The organism is Myxococcus sp. AS-1-15 (assembly GCF_020037055.1).
GTDB classification, from domain to species: domain Bacteria; phylum Myxococcota; class Myxococcia; order Myxococcales; family Myxococcaceae; genus Myxococcus; species Myxococcus fulvus.
In genome coordinates this window covers 184,881-211,525 of the sequence record NZ_JAIQDF010000013.1, presented here as the reverse complement: position 1 = coordinate 211,525, position 26,645 = coordinate 184,881, and the positions used below count along the sequence as shown (strand labels likewise).

General features: G+C 71.6%; 19 protein-coding genes. 7 read left to right on the top strand and 12 right to left on the bottom strand.

What is annotated here, in order from left to right; genetic code table 11:
* Window positions 1–43: 43 nt before the first annotated feature.
* From K8625_RS30790 to K8625_RS30750, 9 genes are read right to left on the bottom strand one after another with little or no spacing between them, the layout of a single operon-like run.
* Window positions 44–1,090: an AAA family ATPase gene (locus K8625_RS30790; RefSeq protein WP_223750117.1), complete on the bottom strand. Its 1,047-nt coding sequence runs from the start codon at window positions 1,088–1,090 to the stop codon at window positions 44–46.
* Window positions 1,087–4,353, bottom strand: a complete 3,267-nt coding sequence (locus tag K8625_RS30785; RefSeq protein WP_223750116.1) for a hypothetical protein — start codon at window positions 4,351–4,353, stop codon at window positions 1,087–1,089. Before K8625_RS30785 ends, K8625_RS30790 begins: the two co-directional genes overlap by 4 nt.
* Window positions 4,353–4,619: a hypothetical protein gene (locus tag K8625_RS30780; RefSeq protein ID WP_046713159.1), complete on the bottom strand. Its 267-nt coding sequence runs from the start codon at window positions 4,617–4,619 to the stop codon at window positions 4,353–4,355. The genes K8625_RS30785 and K8625_RS30780 overlap by 1 nt, the downstream gene beginning before the upstream one ends.
* Window positions 4,612–6,729, bottom strand: coding sequence for an AAA family ATPase (locus K8625_RS30775; protein ID WP_223784710.1), 2,118 nt, complete (start codon window positions 6,727–6,729; stop codon window positions 4,612–4,614). Before K8625_RS30775 ends, K8625_RS30780 begins: the two co-directional genes overlap by 8 nt.
* On the bottom strand, window positions 6,726–7,292 hold the full coding sequence (locus tag K8625_RS30770; protein ID WP_223784709.1) for a hypothetical protein: 567 nt from the start codon (window positions 7,290–7,292) through the stop codon (window positions 6,726–6,728). Before K8625_RS30770 ends, K8625_RS30775 begins: the two co-directional genes overlap by 4 nt.
* On the bottom strand, window positions 7,289–8,374 hold the full coding sequence (locus tag K8625_RS30765) for a hypothetical protein (protein ID WP_223784708.1): 1,086 nt from the start codon (window positions 8,372–8,374) through the stop codon (window positions 7,289–7,291). Before K8625_RS30765 ends, K8625_RS30770 begins: the two co-directional genes overlap by 4 nt.
* Complete coding sequence (locus K8625_RS30760; RefSeq protein ID WP_223784707.1) at window positions 8,371–8,997, bottom strand: 4Fe-4S single cluster domain-containing protein; 627 nt, start codon at window positions 8,995–8,997, stop codon at window positions 8,371–8,373. Before K8625_RS30760 ends, K8625_RS30765 begins: the two co-directional genes overlap by 4 nt.
* Before the next feature lie 24 nt (window positions 8,998–9,021).
* A complete protein-coding gene (locus K8625_RS30755; protein WP_223784706.1) occupies window positions 9,022–9,816 on the bottom strand; it encodes a DUF4126 domain-containing protein in 795 nt (264 codons plus the stop codon).
* Between the two features lie 3 nt (window positions 9,817–9,819).
* Complete coding sequence (locus K8625_RS30750; protein WP_223784705.1) at window positions 9,820–10,524, bottom strand: hypothetical protein; 705 nt, start codon at window positions 10,522–10,524, stop codon at window positions 9,820–9,822.
* A 464-nt stretch (window positions 10,525–10,988) separates the two neighbouring features.
* Here K8625_RS30750 and K8625_RS30745 point away from each other — a divergent pair, with 464 nt between their 5' ends.
* Both K8625_RS30745 and K8625_RS30740 read left to right on the top strand, forming a co-directional pair.
* On the top strand, window positions 10,989–11,594 hold the full coding sequence (locus K8625_RS30745) for a GNAT family N-acetyltransferase (protein WP_223784704.1): 606 nt from the start codon (window positions 10,989–10,991) through the stop codon (window positions 11,592–11,594).
* A 132-nt stretch (window positions 11,595–11,726) separates the two neighbouring features.
* Window positions 11,727–13,514 (top strand): sigma 54-interacting transcriptional regulator, encoded by a 1,788-nt coding sequence (locus tag K8625_RS30740; RefSeq protein WP_223750109.1) that lies wholly within the window; start codon window positions 11,727–11,729, stop codon window positions 13,512–13,514.
* Between the two features lie 10 nt (window positions 13,515–13,524).
* Here the strand turns inward: K8625_RS30740 and K8625_RS30735 are convergent, their stop codons facing one another.
* Window positions 13,525–14,883: a hypothetical protein gene (locus tag K8625_RS30735; RefSeq protein WP_223784703.1), complete on the bottom strand. Its 1,359-nt coding sequence runs from the start codon at window positions 14,881–14,883 to the stop codon at window positions 13,525–13,527.
* A 497-nt stretch (window positions 14,884–15,380) separates the two neighbouring features.
* Between K8625_RS30735 and K8625_RS30730 the strand changes: the two genes are divergently transcribed.
* The gene (locus K8625_RS30730) at window positions 15,381–16,199 is read left to right on the top strand and encodes a ThiF family adenylyltransferase (protein ID WP_223750107.1); all 819 of its coding nucleotides are present in this window, start codon (window positions 15,381–15,383) and stop codon (window positions 16,197–16,199) included.
* Window positions 16,200–16,226: 27 nt separating this feature from the next.
* Here the strand turns inward: K8625_RS30730 and K8625_RS30725 are convergent, their stop codons facing one another.
* Together K8625_RS30725 and K8625_RS30720 are read right to left on the bottom strand one after the other, a co-directional pair.
* A complete protein-coding gene (locus K8625_RS30725) occupies window positions 16,227–16,676 on the bottom strand; it encodes a DofA protein (protein WP_141322761.1) in 450 nt (149 codons plus the stop codon).
* A gap of 376 nt (window positions 16,677–17,052) precedes the next feature.
* Complete coding sequence (locus tag K8625_RS30720) at window positions 17,053–19,569, bottom strand: penicillin acylase family protein (RefSeq protein ID WP_223784702.1); 2,517 nt, start codon at window positions 19,567–19,569, stop codon at window positions 17,053–17,055.
* A gap of 154 nt (window positions 19,570–19,723) precedes the next feature.
* Here K8625_RS30720 and pssA point away from each other — a divergent pair, with 154 nt between their 5' ends.
* From pssA to K8625_RS30700, 4 genes are all read left to right on the top strand, one after another.
* On the top strand, window positions 19,724–20,368 hold the full coding sequence (gene pssA / locus K8625_RS30715) for a CDP-diacylglycerol--serine O-phosphatidyltransferase (protein WP_223784701.1): 645 nt from the start codon (window positions 19,724–19,726) through the stop codon (window positions 20,366–20,368).
* Window positions 20,369–20,531: 163 nt separating this feature from the next.
* The gene (locus tag K8625_RS30710; protein WP_223784700.1) at window positions 20,532–23,483 is read left to right on the top strand and encodes a choice-of-anchor D domain-containing protein; all 2,952 of its coding nucleotides are present in this window, start codon (window positions 20,532–20,534) and stop codon (window positions 23,481–23,483) included.
* 197 nt (window positions 23,484–23,680) lie between these two features.
* Window positions 23,681–24,025 carry a hypothetical protein gene (locus tag K8625_RS30705; RefSeq protein WP_046713170.1) on the top strand — a complete coding sequence of 115 codons (345 nt, stop codon included), beginning with the start codon at window positions 23,681–23,683 and terminating at the stop codon, window positions 24,023–24,025.
* A 147-nt stretch (window positions 24,026–24,172) separates the two neighbouring features.
* Window positions 24,173–26,644, top strand: coding sequence for a serine/threonine-protein kinase (locus K8625_RS30700; protein ID WP_223784699.1), 2,472 nt, complete (start codon window positions 24,173–24,175; stop codon window positions 26,642–26,644).
* Window position 26,645 lies beyond the last annotated feature (1 nt).

Genomic DNA, 26,645 nt, shown 5'->3' with positions numbered 1-26,645 from the left:
GGGACGGGAGTGGAGGGCAGGGCGCCTTCCGCTCCTTCCGGACTCACGTCAGGCCGAGCAGCCGGGGCACCTTCTCCTCCAGGAGGTCGATCTCCTCTCGCGTCTCTCCCAGGTAGGAGAGGAGCTGGAGGTCCTGCCGCTCCACCGCGCCGCCGTGGAAGATCCACGCGCGCGTGCGCAGGAGCCGGTAGAGCTTCACGAGCTTGCGGTCGCTGATGAACACGCCGTCCTCGCGCGTCAGCGTCTGCACCACGCGGCGGAACTCACGCAAGAGCTCGTCGCGGAAGAACAGGTCGCGGTCTCTCAGCTCGCGTCCCTCCGGCCCGGCCTCCTTGCGGCCCATCATCAGCGTCAGGTAGCGGTGCGCCTTGAGCACGTCCTCCAGCGTGGCGTGCCCCTCCGCCCAGGGCTTCTGGTTCAGCTCCCGGTTCGTCTGCGATTCCAGGCCCGAGTCGAGCAGCTCCAGGAAGTAGCGGTCCTGCACCGGCCGGCACGCGGCCTTGAGGCAGAAGCGGTCCTTGAGCGCCCCCAGCTCCGCGTGCTCGGGCAGCTCGTTGGTGGCGGCGAAGAGCACCTTGAGGCGCACCGGCTGCGGCGCGCCGTCCTGGTAGAACTTGCGCTCGTTGATGACCGTGAGCAGCGCGTTGAGGATGGCGGAGCTCGCCTTGAAGACCTCGTCCAGGAAGACGAGCCGGGCGGTGGGCAGCTTGCCGCCCTCGCGCCGGATGTAGCGCCCCTGTCGCAGCAGGTTGATGTCGATGGGGCCCAGCACCTCCGACGGCTCGGTGAAGCGCGTCAGCAGGTACTCGAAGTAGTCCTCGGAGGGGATGCGCAGCGCCTCGCGGAACTTGAGCACCAGGTCCGACTTGGCCGTGCCCGGAGGGCCCACGAGCAGCAGCGGCTCCTGGGCCACCGCCGCCACCGTCATCAAGTCCACCAGGGTCTGCTTGCCCACGAAGTGCCGCCCCAGCGCCTGACGGAAGCGGTTGAGTCGGTCTCTCAGCCCCTGGGCCTCGCGCGACAGCGCATCGAACGTCAGCGCGGAGATGGGGTCGGCGGCGGGCTCCTCACGCCGGGGAACACTGCTCATAGACGCTCCTCCAACTCCTGGTGGATGCGTCGTCGCACCAGGAACTCATCCTCATCCAACCAACCACGCGCGCGCTCACCCGAGCCGCGCGCCACTTCCACGTGTCCCAGCACCAGCATGTCCGCCAGCTCCACCACCGAGAGGCAGAAGTGGCTGTTGGTGTTGTAGCTGTCCGTCACCAGGGGCAGCACCTCGGACAGGCGCGCCAGGCCCGACAGCGCCAGGTCCGCGGGCGCATGGGACAGCGCTCCCGCGAGGCTGCGCATCAGCGCCAGCCGCTCCGGGAGCGTGCCCTTCAGCGCGTCGAGCGCCTCGAACGCGGCGTCGAACACGGGCAGCGCCTCCTGCATGCGGCCGACGAAGGCCATGCCGGACGCGACGCCGAGTCGCGCGGCCACCGGCGTCTTGGGCCGCGTCAGCAGGCCGCGCGTCGCCTCCACCAGGTCGCCCGCCTCGCGCGTCAGGCCCACCCGACGCAGGCCGCGCAGGCTCGCCTCCAGGATGCCCGCGCTCCACGCGTGGGAGTCGGGCGGCAGGCCCGCCAGCACGGTGCGCAGGCGTCCCGCGAAGGTGGTGGCGCGGTCCACCCGGCCGAAGAGCGCCGCCAGCGCGAGCGCGTCTCCGAGCAGCCGCGCCTGCACCTCGCCCGGCAGCGTGTCCACCGCGGACACGAGCGAGTCCATCAACGGCAGCGCGCGCGCCATCGGGAGCCGGGGCAGCGTCTCCAGCAGCCCGCCGATGAGCCGCTGTCGTTCGGCCGCGTTCAGCTTCGCCCCGGTGGCGCGCTGGACGAGCTGGCGCACCTCGCGGTCGACGACCTCCGGGTCGCGGATGTCTCGCAGCGCGGCGAACTCCTCGCCACGCAGGTCGCGCGTCCCGCGTCCGAAGGCGCGCGCCGGGTCCAGTCGCTCGCTGGGCTCCAGCAGTCCGGAGCCCTGGCGCAGCCGGTCCACCTTGTACCGCTGGAAGGTGACCAGCGCGTTGAGCTCCGCGGCGATGTCCGCGGGGAGCGGCGTCTCCAGGGGCTCGCCCTCCATGGCCTGCGTCACGCGCGCGCCGTACGCCCGGACGAGGAAGCCGTGGATGGGGTCCGACTTGGAGAGCGCCGCCGTGGCCGCCTCCACCAGCGTGCGCGCGTGCTCCGGCTGGCCCACCCGTGCGAGGCCGCAGGCGAAGACGAGGCGGACATAGGCCTGGGTGAGCGCGGTGGGGGCTTCCACCGACGAGCGTCGGCGCGTGGTGCGCTCGAAGCGGTCCAGGAGCGTCGTCAGGTGCGTCGCCAGCCGGGGCAGCAGCGCCGCGTCCGTGCCTCCGCGCAGGAAGAGCGGCACGTCGCGCGACAGGGAGAGGCCGCGCTGGAGCATCTCCTGCACCCGGTCTCCCGCCTTCGCGAGGCTCAGCGGATCTCCCCCCGCGAGCTTGTCCAGCGCCGCGCGGGACAGCCACAGCGTGCGCACGTCGAGCGCGGTGTCGTGCTTGTCCAGCCAGCGCTGGACCGTCGGGACGTCGCTGAAGGTCGCCCCTCCCGATGCGCGCGCCGCGTGCACGAGCGCGCTCGCGAGGCCGCGGACGTCGTCCTCCGACGGCGTGTCCCGGGTCAACAGCTGCTCGGGGGGCTGGCCATTGCGAGTCTCGGCGCGGGCCCAGCGCTCGGCCAGCTCGGTGGCCTCATCGCCCGTCGCGCTCCACAGCGCGCGGGTCCAGCACAGGGTCGCCTCGCGAGCGCGTCCGAGCTGCACCTGCAGCTCCGCCATGCGCACCCACAGCGCCTGCCTCTCGGGGGCATCGGCCGGGACGTCCAGCGCGAGGAAGTCCTTCTCCGCGCGGGCGAGCGCCTCGGCCGCCGCGTCCTGTCGCTCGGGCGCGAGGGGGACGAGCGGCGCGCTCGGGGCCTTCGTGGCCGCCTTCTTCGAGGCCTTGCGCGAGGGCTCCGCGACGGGCTCGGGCTCGGCGGTGTCATGGGCGCGGCGCTCCGTCCGCGAGGGCTGCGCGTCCTTGGGCTTCTTCTCCGCGGACGGGGCGCGCGTGGTGCCGGGAATCCACTCCCCGTCGGCGAGCTCGATGGCGTCGAAGTCGAACGTCGCGCCCTTCATCCAGGGCTCCAGCGCGACGGCGCTCGCGTCCACCACGTAGTCCACCCAGGTCTCGAGTGGCTGGAAGGCCTTCTCGCAGATGCGCTCGGCGCGGAAGCCTCCGTCCCCCGTGGGGTGCAGCCACGTCACCGTCTCCGGCGTGGGGACGAGCAGCGCGCGCAGCCGCTCCTTGCGCACGGGCGGCTCCAGCAGTCCGTCGCACGGCAGGTACAGCTCCGCGACCTGCGGCAGCGGCGCATAGGCCATCGCGGACAGGCCCAGCTCCGGAGGTCGCTCCCGGCCGGCGCGCGCGCGCAGGATGATGCAGGGCGCGTCCGGTGGACCCGTCACCGCGAAGCGGAGCTGCGCGAGAACGGGCTCGGGCAGCGTGTGGACGAGTGACTCCACCTGGGCCACGGCGTTCTCTCGCAGCACCCAGAGGCTCGCGGCCTCGGTGCGCGCGGCGCGGGTGAGGCGCAGCGGGACGGACAGCCGGCCGGGCGCGGGGAGGGGCTCCCAGGCGCGCGCGGGCTCCGGGAGCCGCAAGTCCGTGAGCTGGTACAGGTCCAGCCAGGGGCCGTCCGCGGCCGTCAGCCACGCGCCCTCGCCCGGGATGAGCAGCACGTTGCCGGCGGCGGGCTGGAGCGTTCGCGCCAGCGGATGCACATGCCCCAGCTCCACCCAGACGGACGTCTGACCCGGGACGGCGGGGACGAAGGCGCGCAGCCCGCCCGCGCGGTCGAGGGCGCCCGTGAGCGTGAAGTACGGAGGCGCCACCGCGCGCAGCAGCGCCCGCGAGCCCACCTCGCCCTTCGCGAAGCAGAGCTCCTGTCGGTCGCATCCCAGGCGCAGCAGCTCACCCGCGAGCGCGAGCAGCGCGTCCGCGTCGGTGGGCAGGAACATCACCGTGCCGGGGAGCACGCCCTCCAGCGGGGCGCGGTGGGTGGGCAGCAGCTCCGCCCAGCAGCGCACCATGGCCTCACCGCGAGGGGCCTTCGCGTCGACGCGGACGCCGAACGCGGCCAGCTCCGCGAGCGCGGCCTTCGTCAGCGGCGCGTGCGGCGTGACGTAGAGCGGGCCCTCGGCGCGGGTGTGGTGATGGGCCGGCGCGGCCTGGACTTCGGGAGGGACGAGTCGGGAGGTCAGCGCGAGGTGGAGCGCTTCCCGGGTGGGAAAGACGAGCGTGGACATCAGGCCTTCTGGCTCACCTTCTCGGCGTTGCCGTCGGACGTGGACTCGGGGTTCGCGGCCTGGCCGGACGGCGTGTCGCGCTGGACGATGACCTGGCCCAGCTCCGACGCCTTCAACGCGCCCCCGGCGATGAGCTGGTCCACGAGGCGGCGGTGCTCGTCCTCGTGCTCCATGGGCAGCGCGTCGGAGTCGCTCTCGTACTGGATGACGACGTCCTTGCGGCCCGTCTGGGGATTGACGAGCAGGCGGAGGATGAGACTAGCCATGGGCCGGCTCCTTCTTGGGCGCCGCCTCGGGCGCCAGGTGGACGAATGCCTCGCGGTCCAACACCTTGCGCTCCAGGAGCAAATCCCGCAGCGCGACGAGGCGGGGCTTCTCGCGGCGCAGGATGTCGCGCGCCCGGGCCCGCTGCACCTCGAGCACCTCCAGGATGGCCGCCTCCAGCGTGCCGCGCGTCGCGTCGGAGAGCGCGTGTCGGTCCGCGTTCCTGCCCGGCGCGTCGAAGCGGCGCACGGGCAGGCCGTCGCCGCCCATGCCCAATTCCTCCACCAGCTCGCGGGCGATCTCCGTTGCGCGCTCCAGATCATGCGCGCTGCCGATGGACAGGTCCTCGAGCAGCAGCGCCTCCGCCTCGCGTCCGCCGAAGAGCATGCAGATGCTGTCGAGCAGCTGCCCCCGGGTGACGACGTGGCGATGCGCGGGGTCCGCGTACTGCACGAAGCCGAGCGTGCCCGCCAGGTCACCGCGGATGCTGATGCGGTCGATGGCGGGAGCGCTGGGGCAGAACAGCGCGCACACCGCGTGGCCGGCCTCGTGCGTGGCGACGACGCGCTCCTCGGTGGGCGTGAGTGCGGGCCGGTCCAGGTAGTCGGTGAGGGCGCGTTCGACGTCCACGGGCTCGGTGGGCGTCTGGGCGCCTTCACGCAGCCGGCGTCGCGCGAGCGCGCGGCACAGCGCCTGGATGTGGTCGCCGGAGAAGCGCGTGCCCGTGCCCTCGACGCGGTCTCCGGTGCGCTTCACCGCGTAGTCCAGCGCGCGCTCGGTCATGCCCAGGGCCAGCTTCTCGTTGTAGATGGACAGGATGGCCCGGCGGTCCGTGTTGTTGGGGTAGGGGATGCACAGCTGGAACTCGAAGCGCCCCGGCCGCAGCAGCGCGGGGTCCAGCGACTCCACGAAGTTGGTGGTGCCCACCACGAAGACGAGCTCCTCCTTGCGAAAGCCGTCCATCTCCGTGAGCAGCTGGTTCACCATCGAGTGCTCCACGCCGGAGCCCGTATAGGTCCCACGCGCGGAGGCGAACGAGTCCAGCTCGTCGAAGATGATGATGCTCGGCGCCGCCTGCCGGGCCCGGACGAAGATCTGCCGGAGGTTCTCCTCGCTCTCGCCCACCCAGCGGCTCTTGAGCTCCGGGCCGCTCACCACGAGCACCGCCGCGCCCAGCGAGGACGCCATGGCCTTGGCGAAGAGCGTCTTGCCCGTGCCCGGCGGGCCCCAGAAGATCATCCCGCGCGGGAGCAGGCCCTCGACACGCTTCACCGCCTCCGGGTCCGACAGCGTGTCCTTGTGCGCGAGCACGTCGAGGATTTCGCGCTGGAGCCGGTCCTTCACCTGCGTGTAGCCGCCGATGTCCGCCCGCAGGTCCAGGTCCGGCACGTTCAGCGAGCCGCTCAGCGTGGCCGAGCGGAGCTGCGCGTACGCGGGCCGCGCGTCGCTCGGATAGTCCTCGCCAGTGATGGCGCCGAGCAGCCGACGCAGGCGGACGGCGTTCACTCCGGACACGTGCTTGTAGAGCACGTAGGGCTGGAGGCCCCGGCCGAACTTGCGGCACTCGCGCTGGGTGACCAGGTGGCGCAGCCGCTCGCGGCTCACACCGAGGAGGGTCTCCTTGTGCGGGAACAGGTTCTCGATGACCCGAGGCAGCGGGAAGGACGGGTCCTTGAAGCCGACCCAGACCATCTCCGGGTTCTCGTAGAGCAGCGGAATCACCTCGCGCGCCTCGGAGGTAAGCCCTCCGCTGCTGGTGGTGAGCAGGTCGAGGTGCGGCAGCACGACGATTCGCTCTCGCACCGCGCCGCGCACCGCGTCCCGCAGCTGGCCGATGAGCGTGGCCATCATGCTGGGCGCGGGCATGCCCGGAGGCGGCTCCGCGGCGGCGCGTCCGTCCAGATAGAGGAACTGCTTGCCGTCCTTCTTCAGCCTGTCTCGCAGGCACTTGTAGAAGTAGGGCGTCAGCTCCTTGTCCGCCTCCACCATGACGGGCAGGCCGCGCAGGAGCGCCTCGCGGGTGCGCTCCAGCTCCGCGGGGTACGCGGCCTCGACCGCCTGGAACGGCGTCAGCTCCGTGGGGAGCGAGTCGTCGGGGATGCGCTGGCTCATACGCGGACCTTGATGGTGAGCGAGCCCGTCGCCGCGTCCTCGTGGATCTCCTCCACCGTGCCGAGCTGGGAGGCGCGCACCTTGAGCGCCTCCGCCGTCACCTTGTTGGAGATGGCGTCCAGCTCCGTCTTGAGGTCGCGCAGGCGGCCCTCCAGCTTGCGAGTGACCTCCTCGCGCAGCGCCTCCGTGGCGTCCTGGGCGCGGTCCTCCAGCTTCGCGCGCGCCTTCTCCCGGGCGAGCTTCTGCGTGGCCTCGGTGCCGGAGGGGGCATTGGTGAGGACCTCGCCCACGGCCGTCAGCTCCACCTCCTGCTGGGCCGCGAGCGTGACGCTGACCTCGCCGGTGGTGACGTCCACGGCCACGCGCACGCCGTCCGCCTCCGTGCGCACCGCCACGTCGCCTTCCTGGACGAAGCCTCGCGCGGCGAGGTCCGCGGCGAGCAGGCCCGCCGTCTCCTCGCGCGACAGCAGCGGCAACAGCTCCAGCTTGGAGCACACGCCGTCGTCGGCGTGGACGATGCGGTTGAGGGACTCGGAGACGGAGATGCGATAGGCGCGGCTCATGGGGCGCTCCCGGTGAAAGTCGAAGAGGCCCCGTCCTCGGGGACCTCGGAGGAAACCATCAGGTCCGAGCCCAGCTCGCGCTCCCGGTCCGCCGCGAGCCGGAAGCCCGCGTCGCCGAACGAGGACCACTCGGAGAGCAGCAACTGGGCGTCATCGTGGTCATCGTCGAAGAAGCGCACCGCGCGGTGCTCCTGGTCCCACCGCGCCAGTCGGGCCAGGGCACGCAATCCCGCGCCAGCGCCACGGCGTGCCTCGACCTTCGCGCCCAGCGGCGCGCGCGGCGACAGGTGGGCCACCCAGCGGGCCGCGGGCTGGTCCACGAGGGGGCGCAGCGCGTCCAGCAGGAAGCCCGCGAGGTCTCTTCGGCGCGCGCGGTCCAGCGCATCGAAGAAGGCGTCCAGCACCCGCGTCTGCGAGGCCCCCAGCTCGACGAGCTCCCGGGGTTCGATTCGCCGGCTCTTGGACTCCTCCATCTTCCGCCAGCGCAGGGCCAGCTCGTCCTGGACGGCCTCCAGGAGCCAGCCACCCTCGGCGAGCAGCGGCGCGAAGTCGTCGGCCGAGAGCGAATCGGACACGGAGGCGAACACGTCGGGGAACCCGAGCCGGCACAGGGCGGAGCGGCGGAACTGGGGCTCCTTGCCCAGCGCCGGCGCGCAGGAGGTCCCCACGAGCATCCGGCAGCACAGATACAGGAACAGCTCATCCGCGAGCGTCGGAGGCGCGTCGACGTCCAGGGCACGGTGGTCGGGGACGGTGAGCGGCTGCTCCACCAGCCAGCGCAGGGTGTGGAAGCAGAGCGCGGAGAAGTGGAGCGGGCGGGGCGGGTGTCGCTCCCAGAGCCGCGTCGTTCCGGAGGTGGAGGGCAGGTGACGGCGCTTGCGACCCCCGCCCATCCGCGCGAGGACGAGCACGGTGCCCTTGGACAGCAAATCCCTCAGCGCGGAGAGCGCCGCGGGGCCGAGCTGGGGAGGACAGACGTGACTGCCCCGGAACAAGTCCTCCACGGCCACGTAGGGGCCCTGGCCCAGGATGGCGCGCGCGAGCGTGAGCAGCCGGTGCTCGGAGGGCGAGACGCGCGTCATGGGCGCAGTCGGTCCGCGAGGTCGGGCCAGCCGTTGACGATGATGCGCCCCTCGATGAGGTGGACCTCGGCCGTGTTCGGCGCGGTGAACGTTGGGTCCTCCGGGGCGTAGCGCGGCGTGAGGAAGTGCATGACCTGGTTGCGAGAGCCGATCCACCGCCGGCGCGTCTCCGGCTGGTCCTTCTCGTAGCGCCCATCCACCAGCAGGTCCAGCGAGGCGAGCAGGCGCTCGACTCCGGGGCGGCCCTGCGCCTTCAGCTCGGCCAGCGTGTAGCCGGTGAAGACGAGGGTGCTGAGCCCGCCGGCGCGGACGCGCTCACACAGCTCCGCCACGGCGTCCGCTTGGGAGAAGGGCTCACCGCCCAGGATCGTGAGGCCCTCGATGCCGGGCGTCGCGAGCACCCGGGCCGCCATGGCTTCCACCGTGACGACGGCGCCGCGCTCCATCGCGAACATCTCCGGATTGCAGCAGCCGGGGCAGCGCAGCGGACAGCCCTGGACCCAGAGCGCGAAGCGGCGGCCAGGGCCCTCCGCCTCGGTGCGAGGAACCTGCTGGGCGACCCGGAGCACCGGGCCGGTCGAGGACGTGTCCGGGCTCGAGGACATGGCGGAGGGGCGCAGCATGCCAGGAACGGCGCGGGCCGCGCATCACCCCAGTCGGGAGGGGAGCTTGCCGCCGCCGCGCCGGACGCTCGGGTCCGTGTGGGAAACACCGGAAGTCCCGGAGCCCAGCGCGTTCTGGAGCGCGTCCCGCATCCGGCCCGCGAGCCGCAGGTCCAGCGTCCGGGCGACGGGCACATCCGCGTGACACTTCGGACAGCGCGAGGCCTCCTGTCGGATGCGCGCGCCACAGCCGGCGGGGCAGGGGCGCCGGCCACGTGCCTCCAGCCGGTAGGCGAACCAGCCGGCCACGGCGCAGGCCAGGGTGAACAGCAGGACGAGCACCAGGGCGAGCGGGGCCCAGAGGATGGCGACCGCCGCGAGTCCCAGTCCGAAGCAGTCCTCGATGCGCAGGAGCCACTTCCGGGGGCGCAGGACCTCCGTCTCCAGTTGGTCCACGCGCGTGTGCAGCCACTGGCGCAGCGACAGCGTGGACACGGCGACGAAGGCGCCCACCGCGCCCACGGCCCAGGGTGGGAGAGTCTCGGTGCCCACGCCCACGGAGGCGAGCGCCACCGTGGCGCCGCTGCCCGCGCTCAACGCGAACTGCGCGAGGCCGAGCACCATGCGCAGGTCGCTGTCGCGCTGCGTGTACATCTCGAACGCGAGCAGGGCCACCATGGCGCCGAGCGCCTGCGGCGTGGCGAGCCACGTCAGCTCAGGAGGCAGCGTGAGGTACTGCGCATGCGCGGCCAGCGCGAGCAGCAGCAGGCTGCCTCCCGCGCGAGTCCCCGAAGCACCGCTCAGGCCGATGGCCTGCGAGACGAGGGCGTACGTGAGCATCGCTCAGCCTCCCACCGGCATGACGAGGAACTCCTTCACGAACCCCAGGGACTGGAGCACGTAGAGCACCAGCAGCACCGACGCCGTGGTGAAGGCGAGTAGCAGGAGCATCCACGCTACGAGAAGCCCCAGCTCCCACCAGGCGATGGGCACGCCCCGGGCTTCGCGTCCGGTCTGCCACGCCAGGTAGCGACGCGCGAAGAGCCCCGCCACGGCGACCTGTCCCGCGCTCAGCGCCACCTTCGCCAGCGCGCCCAGGCCGGGCACCAGCGTCAGGAGCTCCAGCAGGAGGACGGACAGCGCCACGAAGCAGCCCGCGGCCAGCCGCAGCGTCCAGCGTGCGACGAGCTTGCGCTGGAGCGAGAGGAGCTGGAGCGCGGGCGTCACCAGCGTCACGCGAAGCCACACGAGCGCGGCGACCAGGAGCAACGACGTGAGCAGCGGCACCCAGCTGGCCACCAGGGCCGCGGCCGCGACGCCCACCACCGCGACGCTCAGGCGCACCGTGGCGCGCTGGGTGGCGAGCTGGTGGAGCACCTCCCGGTCCTCGGGGCTGGGCAGCGTGGCCTCGGCACAGCGAGGGCAGGGGCGGCCGCGCAGCGCGGTCCCTCCCGGAATCCGCTCGGCGCAGCGCCGACAGCGTCCGCTGAGCAGCAGCGCGAGCTCGTGTTCCTCGCCGCGAGGGCTCGCGGTGGTGGTCATCGTCAAGATGGGACTCCCCCTCATCTGCGTGCGCGCATCATGCCCCGAACCCGCGAGCGAGTCAGGTCTGGTCTCCGCACCCCGTCGCGACCTCCCATGTCGACAGGTCCGTTACCGGGAGCGTGCTCACTGAGGGAGGGGCCTTCCTGCCGTCTCGCCAGACCGTGTCGACAGGCTCGTCATCAGCGGCGCTCTCGTCGAAGGAGGGGCGTTCCATGGGTGGAGCGTGCGGAACGAGGGGCGGCTCCGTTGCCTCGCCATTCCAGGTCGATGCTCCCCCCGGCGGTTGCTCCTGCTGAAGGCGGCCGGCGCTATCTCTCCAGCCCATGTCGACTGTCTCTCCGGCCGTCGCGCTTGTTGAAGAAGCGCCCTCGGGCATCTCGTCATCCCATGGCCATGCCGCCTTTCGCGAGGGCGCTCTTGCCGAGTGAGGCGACCCCCTGTCTTCTCTCCCCCTGGAGTCTTGCTCGATGAAGGGTGCACCGATGCGCTTTTCGCCCGTGTCGCTGTCGCTGAAGGAGGGTCGTCCCTGTCTCATCCGGGAGGCGACGCCCGAGGATGGACCCGCGTTGTTCGAGCTGGAGCGCGCCGTCGTCCAGGCTCGCGAGGGGCTGGTGAAGCTGCCGGACGAGCTGCCCGCGGACGCGGCCGCCTTCACCGCCCGACGTGAGGCCGCGGGGCTCCACCGTCAGGACGGCACCGCGTTCCCACTCGTCGCCACCGCACCCGGAGGCGCGCTCCTGGGCGAGGCCTCCTTCCTGAGGCCGAGCTACCGGATGCTGCGCCACGGCGGCGTGCTCGGCATCGGCGTCCACCCCGACGCCCAGGGCCTGGGCGTGGGTCGCGCGCTGATGCATCACCTGCTCGCGTGGCTGCGCGCCCATCGCGACGTGAACGGCGACAGAATCCACCGCGTGGAGCTCCAGGTCCGGGGCGACAACCCTCGCGCCCAGGCCCTGTATCGCTCGTTCGGTTTCGTCCTCGAGGGCACGCGCCGTGACTTCCTCCGCACCGAGGAGGGCGTCTGGGTCGACGACCTCCTCATGGGCCTGCTGCTCCACCCCGAGCGGCCCTGAGTCGGCTTCCACCCTCACCCCGCCACCGGGCTCGCCCGCACCGCCCCTCGACGACCGGACGGCGACATTGTCTTTCCCCTGCCGCCGCAATTTCCCAGCAAGGCTTCATCCGTGAAGTAGACTGCGGGCGTCATGACGCGGCCTGTGTCCGCCTACGCCCCTCGAAGCGAACGCAAGCCGTTGTACGTGAAGGTGGTGACGCAGCCCGCGCTCCCTGGGTGCTGGGCCGTCAACATCAGCGAGACCGGCATCGGCCTCATCGCCACGCCGCGCGGCCCGCAGGAAGGCCCGTGCGAGGGCGAGTCCGTGGAGCTGTCCTTCTCCCTGCCGGACTCGGGCGAGCACATCCGCGCCCGGGGCGACGTGCGCTGGCGGCACGAGACGGGCGGCCCGGTGACGGCGCTCGGCGTCTTCTTCCACGCCTTCGAGGACTCGGACGGGGTGAAGCTGGCGCGCTATCTGGCCACCGCGCGGCTCCACGTGGTGGTGGCGTTCGCCAGCGACGAGGAGGCCCAGGACGTGCGGGCCGCGCTCGAGGGCCAGGCGGTGCCACACTTCGCGTCGAGCGCCGAGGAGGCCCAGGCGCTCCTGGCCCGTGGCGACGCGGCGGCGCTGCTGGTCTGCGGCCGTGACGAGGAGCGCGCGCTGTCGTTGGTCGCGGGGCTGGGCACGCCGGCCGAGGACGTGGACCTGTCCTCCGCGGGGCCCCCCTCCGACCTGACCTCGCGCATCATCTACTGCGCGCCCGCCGCGCCCGAGCGACTGGTGGCCCTGTTCAACGCGGGGCTCGTCTTCCGCGCGCTCGGTGAGTCTCCCCCTCCCGAGGCCGTGCTCCAAGCCGTGCTCCAGGCAGGCCGCGAGCGGGGCGTGCGCACCGAACAGTGGCGCATGGCGCTGGAGCTCGAGCGCAACCTCCTGCGTGAGCGCGCGCTGTCGCAGGCCCTGCCCTCGGTGTCAGGGGCACGGGGTGAGGAGGAGGTGGGCCTTCGCAGCGCCGCCATGCAGCGGGTGATGGAGATGGTGCGGCTGGTCGCTCCGCACCGCGTGGCGGTCCTGCTGCAGGGCGAGACGGGCACGGGCAAGGAGGTGCTCTCGCGCATCGTCCACCGCCTCAGCGGGCGCGGCGAGGCCCCGCTGGTCATCCAGGACTGCGGCGCGCTCACGGAGACGCTGCTGGAGAGCGAGCTGTTCGGCCACGTGAAGGGCGCCTTCACCGGCGCGGTGGCGGACCACCCGGGCCTGTTCGTCCTGGCCAACGGCGGCACCATCTTCCTGGATGAGATCGAGAACACCACCCCCAACCTGCAGGCGAAGCTCCTGCGCGTGTTGGAGACGGGCGACGTGCGTCCGGTGGGCGGCACCCAGGTGCGCCACGTGGACGTGCGGGTGCTGGCCGCGAGCAACAAGGACCTGGGCGAGGAGGTGCGCGCGGGGCGCTTCCGCGCGGACCTGTTCTACCGGCTCAACAGCTTCACCATCGACATCCCGCCCTTGCGCGAGCGGCCCGAGGACATCCCGGAGCTGGCGCGCTACTTCCTGGGCCTGTTCAACCGCACCCTGCGCCGCTCGGCCAGCGGCATGTCCCAGGAGGTGGAGGACATGCTGCGGGCCTACCCGTGGCCGGGCAACGTGCGCGAGCTGCGCAACGTGCTGGAGCGCGCCGTGCTGCTGTCTCGGCCGGGGGAGGTGGTGTCGCGCCGGCTGTTGCCGCCGAGCCTGGCGTCCGCGTCCCCGCCCCGGAACGAACTGGCGGGAGACGGCTCCTTGCGCGCGCGACTGGAGCGGGTGGAGCGTGAGCTCATCCGCGAGGCGCTCGAGCGCCACGGCGGGGTGCTCCGACGCGCGGCCATGGCGCTGGGCATGGACCCGGTGACGCTGGGCCGCCGGGCCCGGCGCCACGGCCTGTGGAAGCAGGACTGACGTCCGGGCGTCAGTGGGCGCGCACCCACTGGAGGATGGGGCGCCACACCCGCTGACGGGCGCTGGTCGCGAGGAACAGGTCCGCGTGACCGAAGTCGAGCGCGCGCTCGGCCACCGGGTGGTCCCTCACGATGAGGGACACCACGTCGTTGCTCCCCAGGAGCGACGTGGAGAACACCCCGTACTCACCCACGCCGCCGCCCGCGCCCACGTACAGCACGGGCAGCTTCACCTGGCTCAGCCGGTCGTCGTAGGGCACCTCCAGCCCGCACGTCCACGCATCCGACTCCACCACCTCGTTGAGGCTCTGGTAGGGCGCCGCGCGCTGGGCGTACTCGTAGAGGTAGGCCTCGGACGTGTACGTCAGGCTGCCCGGCAGTCCCGTCTCGTCCGGCTTGCCCGCCAGCAGGTGGTAGCCCGGGGCGAGCGGCTCCAGCGGCTTGAGCAGCGCGCCCGTGGCCGCGGCGGAGACGATGGCCGCCCGGCGGTTGGTGGGCCGACCCGTGCCGGGGCCGAAGACATCATCCGGCAAGAGCGGGGACGGCGCCGACGGCGCCAGGGCCGCGAGCTGGCCGATGGCCTGCAGCGTGATTCCCGGCGCCGCGCCGAGCAGCCCACCCTCGTAGATGCCCGAGTCCCGCCGGGCCTTCATCGCCGCGTGACGCCCGCACGCCCAGGCCCGCTGCTCCGCGTTCTGCGGGGCATGCCGCATCACCATGTCCACGGGGATGAACCCATCCACCTGGCGCAGCCCCCTGGGCAGCCGCGCCTCGTCGTTCAGATAGGCATACGCGACCATGGCGCCGCGGCTCCAGGCGAGCAGGTGCAGCGAGCCCAGGCTTCCATTCGTCAGCCGCAGCGCCTTGGCCAAGAGGATGCTGGCGCCCAGGTCCTTCGCATGCGTGCCCAGGTTCCACCCGGCCATGAAGGAGAAGTCCTGCTGACCGGCGGGCACGCCCACCCACCGCATGTCCATGCCCCACACGTCCACGCCCTCCTCCGCCAGGTACGCGGCGATGGACTGCTCGCGCGGCACGTGCGCCGAGCCCACGCTCGACAGGAACGCGGCGTCGAAACCCCACGCGTCGCCGTGCAGCATGAACACCGCCCGCTGCGTCCGTGCGGGCCACCAGGGCGCGTTCTCCCGCACCACGCGGTGCACCGTCACCACGTCATGCTCACCGGGCCCCACCTGGAGCTCGAAGCGGTAGTGCGCCAGGTCTCCGAAGAGCACCTCGCGCGTCGCGTGCCGCGCGGTGGCGGGGCCCGCCACACCCAACAGCTCGGAGCCGTTCGTCGCGAGCGCCTCCGTCGCGCTGTCCCGCAGCGCCTCCGGCGTGGCGGGCGGCTCGGAATTCCCACAACCCAATGACAAGAATGTCAGACAGACAAGAAGGCTGAACCTCAAACGCATAGGGACCTCGAATCGAAGAAGAGGGGTTCGGAGGAGGCCGCGCGTCGGTGTCCTGGCTCCTCCGTGCCGTGTCACCCGCTGAGCAGAATCCACGCCAGAGTTTGAACACACGAAACTCGCGGAGTGTCTCCTATCCCTGGACTTCACGCCTGGTGTCCACTGTGAAGCAACCGTCTGACATGCCCTGGCGGGTGCGGTGGGAAAGACCCCGCTTCACGACTGAAGCAGGCACATCACGGGTGTGGCGCGGGGCGGATGGCTGAGGCTGTCGGACGTGCCGAGTGCCGTGCGCCGGACACCGTCCCCGGGGGAGGCGGACTGGTGAACATCCCGGGCCGCCAGCCCCTCCCGGGAGCGGGGGACGAGGACCACATCGACGGGCCCTGGGATGACGCGAGGGCGACACGTCGCACGCACACCTCGACGCTCCCGGGAAAGAAAGGGGAGGCGTCATGGTGGAGCCCCGTTTCGAGCGCAATCTGGGAGTGGTGAGCGCCGAGGTGATGGCGCGTCTGGCCCGCACGCACGTCCTCGTCGCCGGGGTGGGAGGGGCCGGAGGCCAGTGCGCGGTGGACCTGGCGCGGCTGGGCGTGGGGTGCCTGACGCTCGCCGACTTCGACACCTACGAGGTCCACAACATGAACCGGCAGGTGGGGTGCTTCGAGAGCACGCTCGGCGCGTCCAAGGTGGACGTGGTGGGGCGCATGTGCCTGGACATCCACCCGGACCTGCGCCTGCGGCTGGTCCACGAGGGCATCACCGAGGACAACGTCACCGACGTGCTGGCGGGCACCCAGGTGCTGCCGCCGGTGGACTACGTGGTGGAGGTCATCGACATCGCGGGCGCGCGCGCCAAGCAGGCCCTCCACAAGGCGTGCCGCGAGCGCGGCGTCCCGGCGATGACGGGGTTGATGCTGGGGTTCGGGGCGGCGTTGCATGTCTTCCAACCGGATGCCCCGCTGTACGAGGAGCTGTACATCCTTCCGGATGGCCGCGTGGACCTGCCGGCCATCATCCCGCATCTGGGCGACTACCTGCATCAGGCCGCCATGGAGGCGTGCTTCGCGGGCAAGGGGCCCGCGCCCACCTGTGTCGTGGGGGCCACCACCGCGGCGGGGATGATGGTGAGCGAGCTGATGCGGGGGGTGATGCTCGGCGCCCACACCATGGTGTCGTGGCCGGAGTACCTCTACGTGGACCTCTTCGACCACCGCTACGTCAAGGCCCGCGCGAGGCCCCGGAGCGAGGAGCCCGCGCGCCAGCCCGCGTGAGGGCGGGCCGACGCGCGTGCAGGTGGCTCACACCACGCCGCGCCTTTTGGCCTCCTCGATGACCCGGGGCCCGTCCACGCCCAGGGTGTCGGAGAGCAGCGGCGCCACCTGTTCGGCGCGCTGGTGCACGCGCTGGAGCGTCTTGTCGTAGGTGCGCGTGACGATGTTGATGCCGGCGATGATGACGCGCTGGAGGTTGTACTGCAGGTCATTGCCCTCGACGATGGCGTGGATCTCCGTGAACAGCGGCCGCGCATCCGACTGGAACGCGGACAGGTTCGAGCGCTGCTCGCTGTTGGGGACCGCGGACCTGGAGGACAGGCTCGCCACCAGCACCAGGGGTGGCTCGGGCCTCGCGTGGGCGTCGCGCATCTGCTGGAACACGCGCTGGATGTCCTGCGGGTCGGGAGGGGACTCCCACCGCAAGAAGAAGACCCTGTCGATGATGGCTGTCTTGAAGACGGGTGTCGTCGTCATGGTGCACTACCGCTCCTTCGCAGTACCGGTGCCCCCGGGGCCGTTTCACCGCGTGCTGCTGGCGGTGCCGGGCGGTCTGCCCGCGCATCCTGGGTTCGCCCCGCCGTGACGCCAGCCGCCCACGGGGGCGGGCATCACCCGCTGGACACGGGGCTCGTCCCCACGTCGCGCCGAGTGTCGCCCCGAGGTTGCCCGCGCCCCCGCCGCTGTCGCGTGGTGGACTGCGGGCTTCATAGGGCCGGCCCGGGAAGGTGCGGGGCGGTGTCCCCCACGCGCCCGAAAAAACGAAGGCCCCCGCCGTGGAAGGGCAGGGGCCTCGGGTGCTTCAAGGGGGGCGCTGCCTCACGCGAGGAGCGAGCGCCCGGACGGCTTGGGGCTAGTTGCCGGAGATCTTCGTCTCCTCGACCTTGGCGGCGTTGATGGCCTCCTCGGTGAAGACGATGTTGCGCCACTGCTTGTTGGAGAACAGCTCCGTCTGGTCGGCGTAGTACGGCGAGCTCTTGTCGCTGGACTCGCTGTAGGTCAGCACCGCGCGGCCCTCGACGCCCGTGTCGGTGAAGCCCATGGCCATGATGAAGCTGCTGCCGTTGTTGATGACGTAGCCCTGGTCCGTGAGGTTGGTGCGGGAGTTGATGACCGTGCTGCCGCGCACCGCGCTGTAGTCGGAGTCCGGCGTGGTGGACTTGAGCGTGCCCCACGACACGATGTTCGCCGTGCCGTCGTAGCTGCCGCCGCCGTGGATGGGGATCTTCTTGCCGTCCACGCGGGTGGAGTACTGCGACTCACCCAGCGGCGCGTCCACGGGGATGCCCGCGACCTGCAGCCGGTAGACGGCCGCGGCCAGGGCGAGCAGCACCGGGTCCGAGCCCGTCGCGGGAGCGGCCGCCAGCGTGTGCGGCGTGGCCAGGGGCTCCGCGGCGTTGAAGGGCACCGCGAACAGGGTGCCGCCGTTGGACAGCGTGCCCATGGTGTGGTGACCGGAGAACTCGCGGAACAGCGCCGCGCCGCGGCTGTCCGCGTTGAACAGGCCGTCCCAGGCCGTGAGCGCCGCGCAGCCCGCGCGGATGTCGATCTGCGTGGTGTTGTACTGCACCGTCGTCACGCCCGTGCAGCGCGCCACCACCTGGTCCTTGAGCAGCTCGGAGACCATGCCCCGGTTGCTGAGGATGGCGTTCTCCAGCTCCGCCACGGTGAACTTGTTGTCCGCGCCCGACGCGCCGTTCTCCTCCATCAGGAGCTTGGCGTTGATGCGCGTGCGCGGCGTCTGGCCCACGTTCTCCAGGCCGTGCATGGGGGAGAAGCCCGTGAGCGGCTGATTGGGGTTCGCCAGCCAGTAGCTGTCGTTGGCGTTGAAGACGAAGTCGCGGCGGGCGAGCTTGGGCACGCCGCTGAAGGGGACCAGGCCGGGGCCGCGCGCGCCCTCGGCGTCACGCCACTCGTTCTCCGGGTTGCTGCCGTCGAGCAGCACCAGGCCCATGCTGTTCCAGATGGCGGCCGTCGTCGGGTCCGCGCCGGCGGAGGCCGCGCGCCACGTGCCGATGGCGACGGGCGACAGGTTGGGGGTGGGCGTCGCGTCGGTGTACCAGACGTTGCCCGCGCGGTCGGCGGCCATGGTGTTGACCCAGGGGATGCCCTGGACGGTGGCGTAGACGTTCTGGAACTCCTCCAGGCTCTTGGCCCGGTTCATCCCCACGAACTGGCTGACCAGCTGGGTGTTGTCCAGGTTGGCGTCGCGGTAGGTGAGCACCGACTGCGCGGTCCACGGCGCGGTGCCGGGGATGACGATGACGGGGCCGTAGTGGCTGCTGTAGAAGCGCTGCGTGATGTGCGTGAGCGAGCCTTCGGGCAGCTTCACCAGGATGGTGATGTCCTGGGCCACCATGTCCCGCTCCTCGGTGCCGTACTTGTAGCGGGTGGGGTTGCCGGGGACGAGCTGCAGCCCGTAGAGCGTCATGCGCTGGCCGGAGGAGAACGTGTGCGTCCAGGCCACGTGCTCGTTGAAGCCGATGAGCACCGCGGGCACGCCGAGCAGGCCCACGCCGTAGACGTTGAGCTGGCCGGGGACGGTCAGCTGGCTCTCCCACAGCTTGAGCTCGCCCTCCCAGGGGAAGTGGGGGTTGGCCACCACCATGCCGTGGCCGGACGCCGAGCGGTCCGCGCCGATGGCCCAGCCGTTGCTGCCCACGCTGCTCCACTCGGGGCGCTCCACCTTGAAGCTGCCGGGGGCGGGGCGGCCCTCGCTGCCGGCGCCCGGGATGGGGGGCGTGGCCGCGGCGATGGCGAGGATGAGCTGGTAGCTGCTGCCAGCGAGGCCCACGCTGATGTCATAGGCCAGCAGGTCCACCGCGCTGATGGGCTTGACCCAGGGCGCGTTCGTGCAGGGCGCGGGGAGCTTGTCCGGCGGCGTCTCCTTCACGTAGCGGTTGAAGCCCGCCACGTAGCCGTTGAACATCTCCTGCACGTCCGTGGGCAGCTTGGGGAAGGCGGCCTCCGCCTTCTTGTCCAGCGCCAGCACCCGGTAGCCGAAGTCGCTGCCCGCGTACGTGTTGCCCGGGCCCGCGCCCAGGTAGCGGGCGCGCTCGCCGCGGACCTTGAGGATCTGATCCGACAGGATGCAGACGTGGTCCTTGGCGAAGGCGAAGCCCTGGCCATAGGACAGGCTGCCCAGGTCGTCCGCGATGATGTGGGGGATGCCATGCGCGGTGCGGCGGATGGTGGCCTCGTACTTCGCGGGCTCCTCCGGCGCTGGCGGGGTGGGCTTGCCGTCATCATCCTCACCACAGGCGGTGGCGAGCGCCAGGCTCACGCCGGCGAAAAGGGTGAGGTGCCAGCGAGAGCGCCCGGACTTCCAGGACGCCCCTCGCGGGGAGGACACGGTTGGGTTTGGATGCATGGCAGTCGTCGAGCGTAGGAAGGGGCTGATTCAGCCGTCAAAAGTTTTCTCGAACTCGACGATTCCTGAGAGCCTGAACTCAGACGCACCGCGGCATGAAACACGACAGCGAGGGACCGGCAGTGAGGGTTCACTGTGCTAGGAGAGCGCGCATATGACGACCGAGCAGCCGCGAGCCCGCCGCCCGCGCCGCCACTTCTCGATGATCCGCACCTTCGTGCTCGCCGACTTCGTGACGCTGGGCAACGGCTTCGCGGGAGCGGGGACCATCCTCGCCGCGATGCAGTACCTGGCGACCGGGCAGGTGATTTGGATGTGGGTGGCCTTCGCGCTGATGCCCCTGGCGCTGGTGATGGACTTCCTGGATGGACGCATCGCCCGGTGGCGCTTCAAGAAGTCGCCGCTGGGGGCGGACCTGGACTCGCTGGCGGACGTCATCTCCTTCGGGATGGCGCCGGCGGCGCTGGCGTTCGCGGTGGGGATGCGCGGGGCGCTGGACGTGGCGGTGCTGCTGTACTTCGTGGCGTGCGGCATCAGCCGGCTGGCGCGCTTCAACGTCACGTCGGCGGAGTTGGCCGACCCGACGGGGAAGGTGAAGTACTTCGAGGGTACGCCCATCCCCACCAGCCTGGCCCTGGTGATGGTGCTGGCGGTGGCCACCTACATGGGCCGCATCGGCGATGCGCTGTTGGGTGGCACCTGGGAGGTGGGGCCGCTGGTGCTGCACCCGTTGGTGCTGCTGTACGCGGCCAGCGGCAGCGCGATGATCTCCAAGACGCTGCGCATCCCGAAGATTTGAGGGAAACCGGACGTCGTAGGCCCCCCTGACACCGGGATTGGCCCTCGTGGGTGGTTGCCCGCCCCTGGGTGGGTGCCTAGTTTCGCCATCGGGTCCGCTCGGCTGCCTCACTGGCGGCAAGCAAGCGGCACAGGGCGATGGGCGCGGGGAAGGGGTGGAAGCCATGACGGGGCGCTTGGGCATTTGGGCCCTCGCGGTGTTGGGGCTGGTTGCGGGGTGCGCGGATCGCGAGCGCTCGACGCTCGCGGACGGGCGGTTGACGGCGACCCCGGGCGGGATGGATTTCCAGAAGGTGGCGCTCTACGACGCGCGCGAGACGGAGATCTCCCTGCGCAACGTGGGACGTGCGCCGGTGGACGTGAACGAGGTCTGGGTGGAGGGGCCGGAAGGCGCCTACCGGGCGGAGTTCACCAGCGACGTGCCCCACAGCCTGGTGCCTGGGAGCGCGGCGTCGCTGAAGGTGCGCTTCGCGCCGACGAAGGAGGGTGGGCAGCCGGCGATGCTGGTGGTGCGCTCGGACACGCGCATCGAGCCGCTCTTGCGCATCCCGCTCACTGGCTCGGGCGTGGACGCGTGGGCGCGGGTGTCGCCGCGCTCGCTGGACTTCGGGCGCATCGAGGCGGACTCCAGCAAGACGCTGGCGCTGTCGCTGGAGAACCCCACGGAGCTGGCGGTGGAGGTGACGCCCCGGCTGGTCGGCGCGGACAAGGACGAGTTCGTGGCGAAGTCCGTGGTGGTGGAGCCGGGCGCCAAGGTGGAGCTGCCCATCCAGTTCAACCCGGTGAAGGTGGGCCGCAAGCAGGTGGCGCTGGCGCTCACGCCGTGCCGGGGCTGCGCGGACGTGCCGGTGCTGGTGGCGGCCGAGTCGCTGGAGCAGGCGGTGGTGGCCGAGCCCCCGGTCCTCGACTTCGCCGCGGTGCCGGTGGACCGCGAGGCCTTCCGCGAGTCGCGCATCCGCAACATCAGCACCGAGCCCATGACGGTGAACCAGCTCACGCTGGACGGGCTGGACCTGTCCTATTCGCAGGCGAACACGGGCTTCCCGCTGGTGCTCCAGCCCGGCGAGGTGCGCGGGTTCCAGGTGCGCTACAGCCCCGGCCACATGGGGCCCGCGGAGGACATGGCGCGCTACCACGTGGTGAGCAAGCGCCACCCGACGACGGACGTGAAGCTCAAGGGCTTCGGCGGCGCGGCGGAGCTGTGCGTGTCGCCGGTGACGCACGACTTCGGCACGCAGCCGCTGGGCTCCAAGACGCGCGTCATGGTCAACGTGAAGAACTGCGGCTCGTCCAACGCGGGCGCGCTCACGCTGGAGTCGCTCACCTGGCAGCCGGACCCCGCGGGCGCGGCGCAGTTCAACCACACGCCGCTGGCCATGCCGCATACGCTGCAGCCGGGGCAGGAGATCAACATCCCCGTCTTCTACGAGCCCACGCGCACGGGCTCCGCGTCGGGCGTGCTGGTGATGACGACGAACGCGTACTCCGCGGCCACGGTGCAGATGGACTTCCGCGGCACGGCCCTGGCGCACGCGCCCTGCGAGCTGGCGATCACTCCCATGGCGCTGGACTTCGGCACGGTGCCGCCGGGGCGGGGCGCGGTGCTGGGCGTGAAGCTGGAGAACAAGGGGCGCGATTTGTGCCCGGTGAAGAACATCCAGCTGCGCGACAGCGACGGCGGCGTGTTCCGCATGCCGGGTGGGGACCTGTTCGGCGTCATCATCTACCCGGGCGACTGGTTCAGCTTCCAGGTGGCGGTGCAGATGCCCGTCACCGGCGGCACCTTCGCGGGCACGCTGCAGGTGGAGCAGATGGAGCCGGCCAACCCGGTGGTGCTGGTGCCGCTCATCGCCAACGCGCAGGCGACGTGCCTCATCCCGTCGCCCTGGTACGTGGACTGGGGCGTGGCCCGGCGCGACTGTCCGCCCGAGCCGCGCGAGGTGAACTACCTCAACGCGTGCACCATGCCCGTGTCGGTGTCCAACGTGTGGATTGGCCCCGGCACCACGGACGGCGAGTTCTCCGTGAGCGGCGTGCCCACGCCGCTGCCCTTCACGCTGCAGCCGGGCGAGGCCTTCACGGTGGACCTGGACTACACCGCGCAGGTGTACGGCATGAACCTGTCGCCCTTGTTCGTGAGCTCCGACGACCTGGCCGCGCCGCTGCTGGTGCCGCTCATCGGCGAGTCCTCCAAGCGCACGGACAAGACCGACCACTTCACCCAGCAGGACGTGAGCAAGGTGGACGTGCTCTTCGTCGTGGACAACACCGCGTCCATGGTGGAGGAGCACCCGCGGCTCGTGTCGGCGATTCCGTCCTTCGTGGACGCGGCGCTGGCCAAGCAGGTGGACCTGCACGTGGCCGTGACGACGACGGGCATCACCAGCGTCTCCAACGCGTGCCCGGGCGGCGCGCAGGGTGGCGAGGCCGGCCGCTTCTTCCCGGCGGACAACGCCCGGCCGCGCATCCTCACCCAGAACACGCCGAACCTGACGACGCTGCTGCAGCAGAACGTGCAGGTGGGGCAGTGCGCCCAGGTGGAGCAGGGCTTCGAGGCGATGCGGCGGGCGCTGTCGCCGCCCCTGGTGAACAACGCGGATGACCCGCGCACGTCCCTGCCGCGCGACGGCAACCTGGGCTTCCTGCGCGACGCGGCCGCCCTGGTGGTGGTGTTCGTGGGCGACGAGGATGACCACTCGCCGGACGCGGTGGACACCTACGTGGCGTGGGCCCAGCAGCTCAAGGGGCAGAACCAGCCCCAGCGCGCGACGTTCTACGCCATCGCCCCCACGGCGACGGCGTGCGGCACCGCGGGCGGCACGGGCACGCGCTACGCGGAGGCCACCGCGCGCACCGGCGGCGAGGTGATGAACGTCTGCGCGGCCAACTACGGCCCGCTCCTGTCCGCGGTGGCCAACAAGGCCTTCTCCGCCCAGGACCGCTTCCCGCTGAGCGACTCGCCGGAGCCGGGCAGCGTGACGGTGACGGTCAACGGCGCCCCGGTGACGACGGGCTGGCGCTACGACGCGCCCACCAACAGCGTGGTCTTCACCAACGTGCCGGCCCCCGGCGCCAAGGTGTCCATCAGCTACCGCCGCTCGTGCGACGCCGGGTGAGCAGGCGGGCGCGGGCGGGGGCTTCCAGACAGGAGGTGTGAGCCAGTCGAAGGGCCGGTCATCCGGCCCTCGACGTTCATGTCGGTCCCGGGTGCTACAGGTCTGCTTCCGCCTGTGCGGATGACCAGAAAATTGGAGCGCTCCTCACGGTGTGTACCCTGAGGTCGTACCCGCTCCCGCCGAGGAGGCACCCGGTGATGTCCCCAGACTCCGAAGGAACCAAGACGACGAGCCCGGCCCGCCCCAGCGCGGCGCGCTCGCCGGGCCTGCGGGTCATCCAGGGCGAGGGCCGCCGCAAGGAGGAGCCGCTCGCTTCCCGGGATGCCGTCGCCCGCGCCCTGATGGAGGCCGGCGCCGACCTGCTCCTGCGCCGCATCTCTCCGGCGCGAGCCCAGGAAATCGAGCGCAAGGTGGACCGGGTCCTGGACCTGTTCGACCGGGTGGACCGGGCGCCGGTGCTGATGCCGGTGCTCAAGCGGCACCTGGACGAACTGGAGGCGCTGATGCGCGAGACGCGCGAGGTCCGGGTGGCCCGGCGGTAGCGCGCGGGCCGCGATTAACCGGTTCCGCCATGCCTACAAGGGTTTGACCCCCCTGTCGTGTGGGCTTACGCTCGGGACTTCGCCGCGCCCGGATTCCGGTAGGCCACGGGCCGTGGGTATCCCTGTGGGAGTGCCGGTCAGGTCGCCGTGACCATTGAAACGTATGGCAGGTACCAGCTCCTGAAGCGACTCGCCATGGGCGGGATGGCGCAGCTTTATCTCGCGCGCCAGCAGGGCCCGGAGGGCTTCGAGAAGCTGGTGGTGGTGAAGCGGATCCTCCCGCACCTCGCGGAGAACGACGACTTCGTCAAGATGTTCCTGGACGAGGCGCGCATCGCCGCGCGCCTGAACCACGCGAACGTGGTGCAGATCTTCGACCTGGGCGCGCAGGACGACTCGTTCTTCATCGCCATGGAGTACATCCACGGCGACGACCTGCGGCGCATCTGGAAGCAGTCGGAGGCGATGGGGCAGCCGGTGCCGGTGCCGCTGGTGTGCCGCATCCTCATCGAGGCGTGCTCGGGCCTGGACTACGCGCACAAGCGCACGGACCCGTCGACGGGGCGGCCCCTGGGCATCGTCCACCGCGACGTGTCCCCGCAGAACATCCTGGTGACGTTCGAGGGTGGGGTGAAGGTGGTGGACTTCGGTATCGCCAAGGCGGCGGACCAGGCCACCGTCACGCGCTCGGGCGTGCTGAAGGGGAAGTATTCGTACATGTCGCCGGAGCAGGCCGCGGGTCAGCGCGTGGACTGCCGGGCGGACATCTTCGCCTTGGGCGTGGTGCTGTACGAGCTGCTCACCTGCACGCGCCTGTTCAAGCGCCCCAGCGACATCCAGACGCTGGCGGCGGTGGCCGAGTGCAAGGTGCTGCCGCCCTCGCAGGTGAACCCCCGGGTGCCGCAGGACCTGGACGCCATCGTCCTCAAGGCGCTCGCGAAGGACCCGGTGGACCGCTACCAGGAGGCGGTCCACCTGCAACTGGCGCTCGAGGACTGGCTGAGCGCGAACCGGCTGCCCTCGTCCACGGCGCACGTCGCCGTGTACATGAAGGACATCTACGCGGAGCGGCTGGCGTCGGAGGCGCGCTCGGGCGAGGTGCCGATGGAGGACTCCGACCCCGCGTCGGGCTCCGGGCGCCAGGAGCAGGGCCCGCGCAGGAGCGGGCTGCGGCCGTCGTTGTCGCGCTCGGCGGTGGCGCCCGAGGGAGAGACGGCGGCGCTCAGGCCTCGCGGGCAGACGCGGAACACGGGGCGCATCGAGCTGGAGTCACCGGCGGGCCGGCTGACGGGCCAGCGCCGGGCGTTGGAGTCGTCGTCCGCGCCGGAGCGGGCGTCGCGCTCGGGGCTGGGCGCGGTGCCGGCGGCGCCGCGGGTGGAGGAGGACGCGCCGACGATGGACGGGCGCGCGGCGTCCCGGGCCACGCTGACGGACGTGAAGGCGGCCACCGAGCCCAAGCCCGAGGGCAGGCCGCCGACGCGGGCCGTGCCCGTCGTCGTGCACCACGGCCACCACGTGGAGGAGGACGCGCCCACGCTGGCGATGCCGGAGCTGGCGTCGACGCCGTCGCGGCCCTCCCGCCTGGCGCTGCCGGAGGTGGCGTCACCCTCGAGGCCCTCCCGCCTGGCGCTGCCAGTGCCGCGTGAGGAGGATGAGGAGCAGGAGGAGGACGCGCCCACCTTGTCGCTGGGCATGTCGCGGCCGGGGCGCAAGAAGGGCGCGGCGCGCACGGGCGAGGTGTCGCAGGCGACCACGTCACGGCTGGGCTGGTGGATCCCCGCGGTGGGGTTGGGGCTGGTGGTGCTGGTGCTGCTGTGGGCGTGGATGAAGCCGGGCGAGTCGGCGCCGGTGCAGGCGCGGCTGGAGACCGAGCCCGCGGGCGCGCGGGTGGTGTTCGACGGGCGCGAGTTGCCCGAGCGCACGCCGCTGACGCTGCCGGGGATGCCCGAGGGGCGCTACGCGCTCGTGGTGTCCCTGGAGGGCTACCAGGAGCTGAGGACGGAGCTGGAGGTGCAGGCCTCGGGGCCTTTGCCGCTGGGCGTGCTGAAGCTGGTGTCGGTGGCGCCGGCGGAGAAGAAGCCCGTTGCCGAGCCGGAGCAGGCGCCCGTGGAGGCGCCTCCCGCGCAGGTCGCCCAGAAGGTCCGCCTGCGGCTGGAGGCGCAGCCCGCGCAGGCGCTCGTGTACGTGGATGGGCGCCAGCAGGGTGCGGCGCCGCTGGTGGTGGAGTCCGCGCCGGGCGTGGCGCTGGCCGTCCGGGTGGAGGCCGCGAAGCACCACCCGCTGGAGCGCACCGTGACGGTGGGCTCGGGGCCGGAGCAGGTGGAGCGCTTCACGCTGCAGCCGGAGGCGAGGGTGGCCCCGGTGGTGACGCCGCCGCGTCCGCCCCGGCAGGAGGTCCGCGCGGAGACGCGGATGGCGAAGGTGCGCTTCGCCGTCAGGCCGTGGGCCGAGGTGACGTGTGGAGGGAAGAAGCTGGGCGAGACGCCCTTCGAGGCGGTAGAGCTGCGCGTTGGCAGCTACGACTGCAAATTCTTCAATCCCGACCTCAAGAAGACGCTCAGTCGACGTATCGAAGTGAAGCCCATCGACCTGAACGTCGTGAGCGTGAAGTTCGAATAGC